We start from the raw sequence: 12,689 nt of genomic DNA on the forward strand, positions 1-12,689 counted from the left end.
TACTAATATTGTTTTAAATTATTTGGGTTAAATATAGTATAAACCCTGACACTTTTGCAAATTGGAAATATTAAATTGCCATAACATCAAATTTAATAACGAAGTATTTAATACTAATGGATATTAATTTAGAAAATCTACCACAAATACCCTCTCTTGACCTATTAGCAAAGCAGCTAGTGGAGGGGTTTATTACTGGAATGCATAAATCTCCATTTCATGGCTTTTCGGTAGAATTTGCTGAGCATAGGTTATACAATCCAGGCGAAAGTACTCGACATATAGACTGGAAAGTGTTTGCTAAAACTGACCGACTATATACTAAAAGGTATGATGAAGAAACTAACTTAAGAGCTTATATATTATTAGATAATAGTTCCTCCATGTATTATCCGGTTGATAATAATGGGAAGATTCGATTTAGTATTTTAGCAGCTGCTAGTTTAGCTTATTTACTGCAAAGACAAAGAGATGCGGTAGGACTAATTAGCTTTTCTGATACTGTTGATGTTTTCACGGAAGCAAAATCCACACGCACTCATTTACAAAATATCTTTATTCATTTACAAAAACTTTTAACACAAAATCAACAGCATAAGAGTACGGATATAAGTCAGTGCTTACATATAGTAGCAGAAAAAATTCATAAAAGATCGCTTGTAATTATTTTCAGCGACTTAATGACTAAGCCTGAACAATTAGATGATTTATTTAAATCTATTCAGCATATAAAACACAGAAAGCATGAAGTTCTATTTTTTCAAGTGAACGAACCCATTACAGAGCTTTCATTTGAACTCGAGGATAGACCTTATATAGTTGAAGATTTAGAAAGTGGAAATAAAGTAAAACTTAACCCAACTGAAATTAGGGATTCTTATCATAAGAAAATTGAAGAGTATTATAATCAAATTTCAATGAAATGTCATCAATACAAAATTGATCTTACCAGAGTTAACATCAATGAGGATATTCAAAAAGTATTAGCTGAATTTCTTATTAAAAGAAATAAGATGAATTAATTTTAAATATTCTTATTTTTAATCAACAGCAAACCATTTGCCATTAATGCTGTTTGCCAAGTCAAAATAATATTAAAAGAATCATGTTTACTGGTATAATTGAATCACTAGGAGAAGTCATTTCTGCAAAAAAAGAAAATACAAATCTTATTTTAACGATTAAGAGTGATATTTCTGAAGAATTAAAAATAGATCAAAGCGTATCGCATAATGGTGTTTGTTTAACCGTTACCGAATTGCATCCTAATGCACATACTGTTGTTGCTGTAAAGGAAACATTAACTAAATCCTCTATTGGTGGGCTTGCCGATGGAGATTTAATTAATTTAGAAAGATGCATGCAAATGAATGGTCGTTTAGATGGCCACATAGTTCAGGGGCATGTTGACGGTAAAGGTAAGTGCCTATCTATCAAAGACGAAGAAGGAAGCTGGATTTTTGAGTTTTCGTATGATTCAACTGACAATGTATTGGTTGAAAAAGGTTCAATCTGTATAAATGGAGTGAGTTTAACCTGTTTTGAAGTTACAGACAGCAGTTTTAAAGTGGCCATAATTCCCTACACATATGAACACACAAATTTCAAAAAAATGAAAAAAAACGATGAAGTAAACTTAGAATTCGATATAATTGGGAAATATGTACATAAACTCGTTAAAAGGACTAATTAAAAATTAACACTATGGCTTCAGAATTAAATTGTATGATTGTGGATGACGATCCAATATTCAGACAATACATAGCGAAACAGATTAAAGAAACGAATGGCTTAAAATTAGTTACCGAAGCTGACAGTGCTGCTAATGCCTTAGGTCTGTTAGAGGAAAATGAAATAGATATTATTTTCCTTGATGTTCAGATGCCAGAAATGACAGGTATTGAATTAGTGCAAAGACTTAATAATGGTTATGAAGTAATATTAGTTACTGCTAATGATAGCTATGCAGTTGATGCATTTGAACAGAAAGTAACAGATTACTTAGTTAAGCCATTTGAGTATGACCGTTTTTCGCAGGCTATTACAAAAGCAAGAACTAATATTGAAGCTTTCCGCAAGAAAAAGAATATCATTGAGCATATTTTCATCAAAAGTGACGGAAAGATAGTTCATTTAAGACTACAAGATATTTTATTTGTTGAGGCCTTGGCAGACTATGTGGTAATAAACACTGATGCCAAAAAATATATCGTACATCACACTATGAAAGGAGTTGAAAAGAAATTGCCAACTCATCGATTTGTTAGAGTACACAGATCCTTCATTGTTAACATTGAAAAAATCGATTTCATCGAGGATTTAACTGTGCATATTAAAGCTAAATCAATTCCAATTGGGGCTTCTTACAAAGAGGCTTTATACAATACTATGAATTTTCTCTAAGTGATTAGGGAAAATTCTTTTATATAAATTATAAGTAATAATTGCAGCAAGAATACCTAAAATAGCTCCCATTATAATATCTCCAGGATAATGAACTCCAACATAAATTCTGGAATATGAAACTACAATGGCCCACACGATCATCATTTTAGCGTAAACATTTCTATAAATAAGCCATAAAAAAGTAGCTAAAGCTATAGTATTGGAAGCATGGCTTGAAGCAAAACCAAACTTACCACCGCAACCTTTTACCATATGAACCATAGCTTGAATTGAGGGTTCATGACATGGTCTTAATCTTTCAAAAAATGGCTTAAAAAAACCTGAAGCCGCTTGGTCAGCTAAAGTGATTAGCACTGCAAAAGCGATTAACATAGACCAACTTTGCCATCTTAATTGTTTGATAACAAAGAATAGGATTAATGCATATAGGGGAATCCAAGGATTTCTCTTCGTAATGAATAGCATAATTGGATCCAACCAATCGGCATGGAATCCATTTAACCATAAAAATAATTGTTGATCAAATTCAATTAAAGACTCTAACATTAATCAAGGTTTAAATATAAAATCTAGTGGGTATTAATTGTTATTTACCCAATCAATTTCCTTTTTCAGTAATGAAACGGTTTCTTTCTCAAAATCCTTTTCAGGAGTATAATCATAAGCCCAATTAGCTTGCGGAGGCATACTCATCAGAATTGATTCAGTTCTTCCATTTGTCTGTAAACCAAATTTGGTTCCTCTATCCCAAACTAAATTGAATTCAACATACCTTCCTCTTCTTAGAAGTTGCCATTTCTTATGCTCCTCTTCAAAACTTTCATTTTGGTTTAGCTTCATCAAATGACTGTATACAGGAGCAAATAATTCTCCTACACTTTGAACAAAAGCAAAAATATCCTCTTTTGAATGATTTTCGTCTTCCGACAATCGATCAAAAAATATACCTCCTATTCCCCTAGTCTCTTTTCTGTGAGGTAAGTAAAAATAATCATCCGCCCATTTTTTGAATTTAGGATAATATTTGACATCATGTTTATCACAAACCTTCTTTAATTCTTGATGAAAAAATTGTGCTTGAGCCTTATTAATAATATGAGGGGTTAAATCTATCCCTCCACCAAACCAATAAGTACCGTTGCTTAATTCAAAATAACGGACATTCATATGAATAATCGGTACCATGGGGCTGAATGGATGCATTACAATAGAGACCCCTGTAGCAAAGAAATTGAGTTCATTAGATCCATCATCTTTTATCTCCAAAGTTTTCAATAAACCTTCAGGTGCTGGTCCTTCAACTGCTGAAAAATTAACGCCTGCCTTCTCAAGTATATTCCCGTTTTGTAATAATCGAGACTTACCTCCTCCACCTTTGGCATGATCCCATTCATCTATTTCAAATTGACCTTTTCCATCAGTTTCAGAAATCACATTACAGATGTTAGACTGAAGACCTTTAAACCAGTTACTAATACTAATTTTATCAGTATTCATTCTTTATAAAAATTTAGAAATGATGGTCATTAACTCTTCCAGATATTTTTGATCAACTTCATCAAATGTATTAAGTTGATCGCTATCAATATCAAGAACAAGTGCAACCTCACCATCCTTAAAAGCCGGTAATACAATTTCTGATTTTGAAGCAGAGCTACATGCTATATGCCCTGGAAAGGCTTCAACATCTGGGACCACAATTGTTTTTTCATCTGCCCAAACTGAACCGCAAACTCCTTTTCCTTTCTGAATTCTAGTACATGCAATAGGACCCTGAAATGGTCCTAATACCAATTGATCATTTTTCACGATGTAAAACCCAATCCAGAAATAACCAAAAGTTTCTTTTAAAGCTGCAGTGATATTGGAAAGATTAGCTACTACATCCTCCTCGCCCTCAACTAAGGCTGATATTTGTGGAATTAATGCTTTATACTTTTCCTCTTTTGATGCATTAACATCAATTAATAATGATTCAGACATTCTTTAATTAATTTTTATTATTCTGGTAAATAAACAATTTATCTACCTGATTATGATCTTTAGTGTTTTGCTGTGAAACGAGCACGCCATCTTTAAGTTGAGGTGATTTAATACCACTACCAAATCGATTCGATGATTTAAACACTCTTGCCTCATCCCAAAGTTCAGCCTTTATAAAGCTTTCTAAAGTTTGTGCACCACCTTCAACTAGAACTGATTGAATTTTATTTTGGTATAGATATCCTAAAAGGTCAGATAGAAATTCCTTTTGACTTAATTGAATGAATTTACAAGATTGTGAATCCATAATTTCCTTTTCAGATGAATGGAAACAAATAGTGTTAAGACCATCTGAATACAAGAATTTTTCTTGGTCAACTTCAAGTTTATGACCAATTACAATTCTGATAGGATTCTTACCTGGCCAATCTCTAGCATTCAATTTAGGATTATCATAAATCACAGTATTCTTCCCTACTAAAATAGAATCTAATTCCGTTCTCCACTTATGTACCAATTGCCTTGATAAGCCATTACTGATCCATTTAGAATCAAAATTTTCTCTTGCTACAAAACCGTCAGCTGTTTCCGCCCATTTCAATACTATATAAGGTCGCTTCTTTTGAAAAAAGGTAAAGAACTGCTTATTAATATTGAGGCTTTCCTCTTTTAAAACATCACAAACGACTTCAATTCCTGCATCTTCCAGTATTTTGACTCCTTTTCCGGAAACTAAGGGATTAGGGTCCAGACAACCAATCACCACCTTTTTCAATTGCTTTTCAACTAGAAGTTCAGCACAAGGTGGCGTTTTACCATAGTGAGCACAGGGTTCAAGCGTAACATAGGCGGTTGCTCTTTTTAATAATTCATGATCTTTAACATTTCGTATTGCCAAAACTTCAGCATGAGGCTCACCCGCTTTTTGATGCCAACCTTCCCCGATAATTTTGCCCTCTAAAACAATCACACAACCTACCATAGGGTTAGGCGATACGGTTGGCCTTCCATAAGAGGCCAATTGTAAAGCTCGTTGCATGAAAATTTCATCTTGTTTACTCATCATTGGCAAAACTAAATAAAAAATCATGAACTTTGAGCAAAGCATTATGAAATGAACAGCAAAGCACTTTTTGATAAAATAAAGTCAGAACTAATAAAATTTGAAGCAGAAGCTGAAGCTGAAGCCATCAGTTATTTAATTCTAGAGAATATCTACCAAATATCACGAATGGATATTTTGATAGGAAAAGAAGTTGATGAAAACAGTGAATACTCAAAAAAATTAGAATCTTATTTAATGGAGCTTAAATCAGGAAAGCCCATTCAACATATTATGGGTAGAGTCGAATTTTATGGCCGCCAGTTTTTAGTAAATTCTAATGTATTAATTCCACGAAGAGAGACCGAGGAACTTGTGCATTTAATACTAGAACAAAATCCAGATTTATCAGAAAAAACTATAATTGATATTGGAACAGGAAGTGGAATTATTCCGATTACAATTGCTAAGGAAAGAAAAGAATCAATTTTATATGCGGTTGATATAAGTTCCGCAGCAATCGCCACTGCGAAAAGAAATGCCCAATTAAATCGTGCTGAAATTCAATTCATACATTCTGACATTTTAAGCGAAGATCTAAGCATACCAAAGTGCAGCATTTGGATTAGCAACCCTCCTTATGTAAGGGATATAGAAAAAAATGAAATGCACACGAAGGTACTGGATTATGAGCCTGATTTAGCTCTTTTTGTTGAAGACAACTCCCCACTTATCTTTTATAAAAGAATCACAAAAATGGCATTTGATAATTTATTAAATCATGGAAAGCTATATTTTGAAATTAATGAAGCATTTGGGTCTGAAGTGCAAGAAATATTGCATAATGCAGGATTTGGGGATGTAATTATAAAAAAAGATATGCAGGGTAAAGATCGATTTGTTTATGGAACAAAATCGATTGCATAAAACAATCAGGCAAGTTCATTACTTTTTTCCTAATAAAAATTAACTTTAAGAAGATCTCTCAATACTATCATTCTAAAAAAAATATACACTATGAAAAAAACAGCTTTTATCACGGGCGCAACTTCAGGTATAGGGCAAGCTACAGCAATACTTTTAGGTAAAAATGGTTTTAATATAATTGCCACTGGAAGAAGACAAGAAAGATTAGATGAGTTAAAGAAGGAATTAGAAAAACATACAGAAATCCATACATTAAATTTTGATGTAAGAAAACAGAAAGCTGTTTTAGAGGCAATTGATAGTTTACCAAAAGAATGGAACCAAATTGATGTACTAATTAATAATGCTGGTAATGCTCATGGCTTAGCTTCTATTGAAGATGGTGACATGAAAGATTGGGAAGCCATGATTGATATAAATGTGAAAGGATTATTATATGTTTCACAACCTATTATTCAAAAAATGATTAAACAAGGTGAGGGCCATATTATAAATATTGGTTCAGTTGCAGGAAAAGAAGCATATCCAAATGGAAATGTGTATTGTGCTTCCAAGCATGCAGTAGATGCATTGAACAGCTCAATGAGAATGGATCTAAACAAATATGGTATAAAAGTATCGCAAGTGGCACCAGGTTTGGTTGAAACCGAATTTTCATTAGTGAGATTTAAAGGAGATGAAGAAAGATCTCAATCAGTATATGAAGGCTTCGATGCTTTAAAGGCGGAAGATATTGCTGATTTAATTTTATATATGGCTACTCGACCAAAACATGTAAATCTCGCTGATGTATTGATTTTCCCTAATGCTCAAGCTTCATCCACTATGGTCAAAAAGTCTTAATGCAATTTCTATGAAAAGCAAGATCAAAGCTTACCCTTCTGTGCAATAATCTCATTGATCTTGTTTTTCAATTCTTCCTTTTGTTCCCAGCTTAAAATACTTCCATCTGAAAGTTGAGTACTCATGAGTCTAATAATTTCATCTAATTCTCCACAAGAGGTAAATAGTTTATTCATCAGATCTACTGTAATAGGGTCAGTACTTTCCCTTCTTATTATATCTGTTAATCCTAAAATCCTGGCTAGAGGAGCCCTTAATAAGTGTGAATTGATAAAAGCATATTCCGTTAGCTGATAGTTCCTTTCTTCTAATTCTGCAGTGCGGTTTTTCACCATTAAATCCAAACCGTTATTCATCGATGACAATTCTTCATTAGCATTGTGTAATTCCTCTACCGTTAACCTTAATTCTTCAGTTCTTTCATTTACAAGCTCCTCCAAGCTTGCTGAATACTTCTTCAATCTCCTGCTGTAATTTAACTGTACTAAAAAAAGAGTAACCACCAAAACAGAAGTAGTCAATTCAAAGTACAATGCCTGAGATAATGATGCATAAGAATTTGTAAAGGATAAATCAGTTAATCCTAGAAACTTATTCGAAACAACAAAAATTGGCATTAGAAAAATGTAGTAATACACTACAATACCAACTGCACAGTATGCAATACTTTTTAATACTTTTTCAGGAAAATGCTTTAACAATAAATGATAATAGATACCAAAAAAGGCTAATCCTCCTGCATGCATTAAAATAGTTGAATAAACCGACCCTTGTTCTGGAGTAGTAAGGCTAGAAATAATAACGGTAATAATCAAATAAAATGGGTTTACTATATAAAATACGCTAATTAGCAGAGGTATTTCATTTAAACTACTGATCGCACCGGAAAATCCAGGAATCTCAAATTGAACTAAACTTAAAAGTGCTGATAGCAGCCCGAAAATCACACTTAATATGATATCTTTAAATTCTTTGTTATTTAGTAATTCTTTTATCAAGCTGCTTAAATGTTAGGATAATGATTTTAAATTCAAGATATAATTTCTTACTCTTTAACGTATTCTATCGATACTAATTTATTTAATAAATATAACCTTAATAATTAAAATGTATAACTCATCTAATTTATGTACAAATATTAAGCTTATGAAATATAAGGAATTTTAAAATATTCTTGATAATAAGTGGATGAAACTAATGAAATAAGACTTAAACTTTGAAAAACTATTGAGGGTATCCTCTTGAAAAATGAACATAGTGGTTAAAAACAGATCAGAAATTTTATCAAAACTTAGAATTAAAAGACTGAATTCACTTCAAGAAGAAGTACTTAAAGTTTTCAATGTCTCTGAAGATATTCTAATTCTATCTCCTACTGGAACAGGCAAAACATTAGCCTATTTATTACCTATTTTGGAATCCTTAAATCCAAATTGCAAATATATTCAAGCACTAGTGGTCGTTCCCAGCAGAGAACTTGCCATTCAAATAGAACAAGTTTTTAGAACTATGGGAACTGGATATAAGGCTATTGCAATATATGGTGGTCGTTCTGGTAAAAAGGATACAATAGATTTACAACATCCTCCAGCCTTATTAATCGGTACTCCCGGAAGAATAGCAGATCATATCGAAAGAGAAAGCTTTTCTGTTCAAAACATCAGTATGTTAGTATTAGATGAATTTGACAAATCATTAGAAATAGGTTTTGAATACGAAATGAAATCCATCATTTGGGAACTGCCGCATATTGATAAAAAAATATTGACTTCAGCCACGCATTTAGATAATATACCTGAATTTGTAGGCTTTAGAGATCCATTTATCATTAATCACCTTCATCAAAACAAGCCTGAGATATCTATTAAAGTAATCAATACCCAAAAATCCGAAAAACTTACCGCTTTAATTGATTTAGTACAAAAATTAAGAAATCAAAAAGGTGTCATATTTTGTAATTTCAAAGAAAGCATCTCTTCAGTAAGTGAATACTTATCTAATGAAAATATATCTCACGAGGTCTTTTATGGAGGATTAGAACAAAAAGATAGAGAAAGAGCCCTAATTAAATTTAGAAATGGAAGTAATAACTTATTGCTTGCAACTGATCTGGCAGCAAGAGGAATAGATATAGATGATATCAACTTTATAATTCATCTGGAATTACCTTTAAAAGAACAGGAGTTTATTCATAGAAATGGACGAACAGCCAGAATGAATGAAAAAGGAGTTGTGTATATCCTCCATTCTGAAGAGCTCTATTTACCTGATTTTATTCCCTCCAACTACATTAGCCTTGAAGAAATAAAGGTGGAAAATTCAGAATCTAAAAACTTTACTACCTTATTCATTTCTGGTGGTAGAAGAGATAAAATTTCAAAAGGAGATATTGTAGGTTTATTCCTAAAAGAAGGAAAACTGAGTCAAGATGATTTAGGCTTAATTGAATTAAAACAAGATTGCGCATTTGTAGCCGTAGCTCAAGCTAAAGCTGAAAAACTAGCTAAACTGCTCAACAACTCTAAACTGAAAAAGAAAAAGGTTAGAATTAAGGTATTAGAATAAAAAAAGCCTCAAAATCATTTTGATATTTGAGGCTTTTACTTGTTTACCGTTGCCTTGGTATTTGATAAATTTCTTCTTGTCTTCCATCAATATAATAGATTTCTTCCCCATCGAAAAAGGCTTCTTCTTCCAACATGATACGAATTTCTTTGTTCCATTCTTCAATAAATACCGCTGCATTTAATTCAATTGAATAAGCAGTGTTAGGATATAATGGATAATCGCCACTGCCAGGCACTCCTCCTTGTGAATCCCACATACCGATGGTTGGCCCTGCAGCATGACCGTGATATCCTATGGGATGGGTATAAATAGTAGGCTTTAGTCCATCTGCTTTCGCATCTTTTAAAGCACCTAACAATAATTCATTTCCAGTTTTACCGGTTTTAAATTGATTTGTCAAATGATCTTGTACACGATTCCCTTCTTCAAATGCCTTTACTAAATAATTAGGAATCCCTAATTCTCCTGGTTTTAACACATAAGCATGTTGCTGTGTATCTGTATTCAATCTTAAATATGTAATCCCAAAATCCACATGTAATAAATCACCAGGTCGAATAATTTGCAAATCAGGTCTTTTGCTAAAACTTCTTAAATGATCAAAATTTTCAGGATCAGCTCTTTGAATATCTACTGTAGGATGAAACCAAGTCTTTAATCCTAGTTTATTGATTTCCTGTCTGTACCACCAAACTAAATCATCAGTAGTGCTTACTCCTGGAGTAATTGCTTCTAAGGAAAAGCCTTTCGCGATTATTTTATGCGCTATATTACACAATTGCTCATAGATAATTCTTTCCCGCTCCGTACGTGTTTCAAGCCAACCTACTGCCAGCTTTTCTGCTGAAACCACTTTCTTTTGCTGGTCTTTAGACAGTGATTCCATTAATAAATCATATTCGGATTTCACTAATCCATCCGCATGAGAAAAATCATTTGAAATATTTATGCCTATCTTTTGCGGGTTTCTTTCTTCGATGATTTCAGCTAATCTTTTCCATTGATTGTCCTGGGTATCTGGATTCCATGCTCTTTTAAAAGCTTCACCCACATCATATCTGGCGACCGCTAATGTTTCTAATTCAGCACCTTCTTCAGGCTGATAAATTACTAGCATGGTAGTCCTTCTGGCAGCCATCCAGGTTGACGGCAACATGGTTTTAATCACAGGATCTTCATTATATTCACTTGAAATAACCAACCACATGTCAATCCCTGTTCTTTCCATTATAGCAGGCAGTACGGTTTCAAATCGCTCTTTTAATATTTCATCTTCTAATTTTGCCTGCTCCTCAAGGCTTAATATTTCAGGATATTGCGCCTTTACAGCCATTGAACACAGTAAGGTGATGGCTAGTAGTACTAATCTTGATTTCTTCATATATATATGTTTTAAAACTTTATTTAATATTTATTCTATTTCAGTTAAAACCGTATAGCCACTTAACTTCCCTTTTTTATCATATTGCTCACTTCTCACCACACCAACTTTTTCAGCCACCCAATCAACCGTTTTAGTTTCTCGAGTCATCATGGCTTCAAATTTCACTATTGAATTAATTTTAAAAGCCTCATAGGAACCAGCTGGCACTTCAATTTTTTCTTTTGCCATCACTTTTCTGTCCTGTATTTTCACTGACATTTTAATCGGAATTGGACCATTTACCTTCATATCAATTCCACCGTCTTCTAAATATTGACCCACTTCTAATTCTTCAGGAATAGTAACCGCATCAAATTCGATTTCCACATCCATTTCTTTGAAGCTTTCCATGGTTTCTTGAGGCATATATTTTGTCATATCCATTTGTAAAACACCATCTTTACAAACAAACTCAACCTCCTCCTCCAGTACTATTTCATCTTTTTTATCGTAAGAGGTAAGCATCATTTTGGCTACTAACTTACCGCTTTCTTCTGAAACTTCTAATACCTCGTAATGCTGTTTACCTTGATATTTATCCTTCGCATTATAATTTGCAGTAGTCCATTTCCTTCCTTCTTCTAATAAATAATATGGATTACAATCTGACTGGGCAAAGTTTTTTAATGGCATTAGTATAATAAATGCCATAAGAGCGATTTGTATAAAGTTTTTCATTTTTAGGTATTTTAGTTCATACCCAAATTACAACTTTATCTTTATTTGAACAATGGATATATGAAATGCAAGAAAAAGCATTCAATCAATTCAATATTTCTTTCTGCATTTGATCTACTATTTTCGATTTTAATTCTGGTAAATCTTTCTGGCTTAAGCCTTCGGTAGATACAGGAGAAAGTACTTTTACGTGAATTTTACCAGGTCGCATTACAAAACTGCTTGGCTTCATTAATTTAGCCGCTCCTTTAATTACTACTGGCAGAATAGGTGCCTGAGCATCTATTGCAATTCTGAAAGCACCATCATAGAAATTTTGTAAAGGCTTGTCGGTTCTATTCATTGTTCCTTCCGGAAAAACCAGAATAGAATTTTCATTCTTCAATACCTCATTCAATCTATTTTTACTTTTTTGCCTACTTGCTGGATTTGATCGGTCTACCACTTCGGTTATCATTTTTAGCAAGAATCCGAATACAGGAATTTTTGTTAATTCCTTTTTTGCCAAAGCTTTAAAAGGCGCATCGATAGCTTGTGGAATAGCTGGAGTATCAAGAAATGAAGTGTGGTTTGAGATAATCACGTAGTTTTGTCCCCTTTTAAAATGTGATTTTCCTTCAACTTTATAAATAATACGATTAAAAAAGCTGAAAAGAAATGACCACAACCGAATTGCTTTAAAACTAATCCAAGTACCTTTTTTTGAAATTAGTGATGGTATGATAAAAACAGGAAAAAGGATAATCATAAAAACATGGAACACAATAAGTGCCCAAGCGGTGTAGATGAATTGGAAAAATTTCAACATTGAATCAATAA

14 protein-coding genes are annotated in these 12,689 nt (G+C 32.9%); 6 read left to right on the plus strand and 8 right to left on the minus strand.

From position 1 onward, the window contains the following. Nucleotides 1-116: 116 nt before the first annotated feature. The 3 genes from QYS47_RS14875 (at nt 117) to QYS47_RS14885 (ending at nt 2,403) form a co-directional block, all read left to right on the plus strand. Complete coding sequence (locus QYS47_RS14875) at nt 117-1,022, plus strand: DUF58 domain-containing protein (RefSeq protein ID WP_322346962.1); 906 nt, start codon at nt 117-119, stop codon at nt 1,020-1,022. A gap of 83 nt (nt 1,023-1,105) precedes the next feature. Further along, nucleotides 1,106-1,693, plus strand: coding sequence for a riboflavin synthase (locus tag QYS47_RS14880; protein ID WP_322346963.1), 588 nt, complete (start codon nt 1,106-1,108; stop codon nt 1,691-1,693). Between the two features lie 11 nt (nt 1,694-1,704). Next, on the plus strand, nt 1,705-2,403 hold the full coding sequence (locus QYS47_RS14885) for a LytR/AlgR family response regulator transcription factor (RefSeq protein WP_302123460.1): 699 nt from the start codon (nt 1,705-1,707) through the stop codon (nt 2,401-2,403). Here QYS47_RS14885 and QYS47_RS14890 read toward each other — a convergent pair. From QYS47_RS14890 to ribD, 4 genes are read right to left on the minus strand one after another with little or no spacing between them, the layout of a single operon-like run. Next, complete coding sequence (locus QYS47_RS14890) at nt 2,377-2,952, minus strand: phosphatase PAP2 family protein (RefSeq protein ID WP_322346964.1); 576 nt, start codon at nt 2,950-2,952, stop codon at nt 2,377-2,379. The genes QYS47_RS14885 and QYS47_RS14890 overlap by 27 nt on opposite strands. Before the next feature lie 33 nt (nt 2,953-2,985). Continuing rightward, a complete protein-coding gene (gene hemF / locus QYS47_RS14895) occupies nt 2,986-3,903 on the minus strand; it encodes an oxygen-dependent coproporphyrinogen oxidase (protein WP_322346965.1) in 918 nt (305 codons plus the stop codon). 3 nt (nt 3,904-3,906) lie between these two features. After that, a complete protein-coding gene (locus QYS47_RS14900; RefSeq protein ID WP_302123458.1) occupies nt 3,907-4,389 on the minus strand; it encodes a GAF domain-containing protein in 483 nt (160 codons plus the stop codon). Between the two features lie 7 nt (nt 4,390-4,396). Further along, on the minus strand, nt 4,397-5,455 hold the full coding sequence (gene ribD, locus QYS47_RS14905; RefSeq protein WP_322346966.1) for a bifunctional diaminohydroxyphosphoribosylaminopyrimidine deaminase/5-amino-6-(5-phosphoribosylamino)uracil reductase RibD: 1,059 nt from the start codon (nt 5,453-5,455) through the stop codon (nt 4,397-4,399). Nucleotides 5,456-5,503: 48 nt separating this feature from the next. Here ribD and prmC point away from each other — a divergent pair, with 48 nt between their 5' ends. Together prmC and QYS47_RS14915 are read left to right on the plus strand one after the other, a co-directional pair. After that, entirely contained in the window at nt 5,504-6,358 is an 855-nt protein-coding gene (prmC, locus tag QYS47_RS14910; protein WP_322346967.1) for a peptide chain release factor N(5)-glutamine methyltransferase, read from the plus strand. Between the two features lie 90 nt (nt 6,359-6,448). Continuing rightward, nucleotides 6,449-7,201, plus strand: a complete 753-nt coding sequence (locus QYS47_RS14915) for an SDR family NAD(P)-dependent oxidoreductase (RefSeq protein WP_322346968.1) — start codon at nt 6,449-6,451, stop codon at nt 7,199-7,201. 23 nt (nt 7,202-7,224) lie between these two features. Here QYS47_RS14915 and QYS47_RS14920 read toward each other — a convergent pair whose 3' ends face one another. Further along, nucleotides 7,225-8,199, minus strand: a complete 975-nt coding sequence (locus QYS47_RS14920) for a phytochrome family protein (RefSeq protein ID WP_322346969.1) — start codon at nt 8,197-8,199, stop codon at nt 7,225-7,227. Between the two features lie 250 nt (nt 8,200-8,449). On the opposite strand from QYS47_RS14920, the gene QYS47_RS14925 reads away from it, so the two are divergent. Then, nucleotides 8,450-9,766, plus strand: a complete 1,317-nt coding sequence (locus QYS47_RS14925) for a DEAD/DEAH box helicase (RefSeq protein WP_322346970.1) — start codon at nt 8,450-8,452, stop codon at nt 9,764-9,766. Between the two features lie 43 nt (nt 9,767-9,809). On the opposite strand, the gene QYS47_RS14930 is transcribed toward QYS47_RS14925, so the two are convergent. From QYS47_RS14930 to QYS47_RS14940, 3 genes are all read right to left on the minus strand, one after another. Further along, a complete protein-coding gene (locus QYS47_RS14930) occupies nt 9,810-11,150 on the minus strand; it encodes a M24 family metallopeptidase (RefSeq protein WP_322346971.1) in 1,341 nt (446 codons plus the stop codon). 30 nt (nt 11,151-11,180) lie between these two features. Continuing rightward, entirely contained in the window at nt 11,181-11,870 is a 690-nt protein-coding gene (locus tag QYS47_RS14935) for a TapB family protein (protein ID WP_322346972.1), read from the minus strand. A gap of 85 nt (nt 11,871-11,955) precedes the next feature. Then, entirely contained in the window at nt 11,956-12,678 is a 723-nt protein-coding gene (locus tag QYS47_RS14940; protein WP_322346973.1) for a lysophospholipid acyltransferase family protein, read from the minus strand. Between the last annotated feature and the right edge of the window lie 11 nt (nt 12,679-12,689).

The organism is Marivirga arenosa, assembly GCF_030503875.2.
Lineage (GTDB): Bacteria > Bacteroidota > Bacteroidia > Cytophagales > Cyclobacteriaceae > Marivirga > Marivirga arenosa.

Coding starts and splice junctions, on each gene's coding strand:
- QYS47_RS14875 (WP_322346962.1), top strand. CDS start 117: ATGGATATTAATTTAGAAAATCTACCACAAATACCCTCTCTTGACCTA.
- QYS47_RS14880 (WP_322346963.1), top strand. CDS start 1,106: ATGTTTACTGGTATAATTGAATCACTAGGAGAAGTCATTTCTGCAAAA.
- QYS47_RS14885 (WP_302123460.1), top strand. CDS start 1,705: ATGGCTTCAGAATTAAATTGTATGATTGTGGATGACGATCCAATATTC.
- QYS47_RS14890 (WP_322346964.1), bottom strand. CDS start 2,952: ATGTTAGAGTCTTTAATTGAATTTGATCAACAATTATTTTTATGGTTA.
- hemF (WP_322346965.1), bottom strand. CDS start 3,903: ATGAATACTGATAAAATTAGTATTAGTAACTGGTTTAAAGGTCTTCAG.
- QYS47_RS14900 (WP_302123458.1), bottom strand. CDS start 4,389: ATGTCTGAATCATTATTAATTGATGTTAATGCATCAAAAGAGGAAAAG.
- ribD (WP_322346966.1), bottom strand. CDS start 5,455: ATGATGAGTAAACAAGATGAAATTTTCATGCAACGAGCTTTACAATTG.
- prmC (WP_322346967.1), top strand. CDS start 5,504: ATGAACAGCAAAGCACTTTTTGATAAAATAAAGTCAGAACTAATAAAA.
- QYS47_RS14915 (WP_322346968.1), top strand. CDS start 6,449: ATGAAAAAAACAGCTTTTATCACGGGCGCAACTTCAGGTATAGGGCAA.
- QYS47_RS14925 (WP_322346970.1), top strand. CDS start 8,450: ATGAACATAGTGGTTAAAAACAGATCAGAAATTTTATCAAAACTTAGA.
- QYS47_RS14930 (WP_322346971.1), bottom strand. CDS start 11,150: ATGAAGAAATCAAGATTAGTACTACTAGCCATCACCTTACTGTGTTCA.
- QYS47_RS14935 (WP_322346972.1), bottom strand. CDS start 11,870: ATGAAAAACTTTATACAAATCGCTCTTATGGCATTTATTATACTAATG.
- QYS47_RS14940 (WP_322346973.1), bottom strand. CDS start 12,678: ATGTTGAAATTTTTCCAATTCATCTACACCGCTTGGGCACTTATTGTG.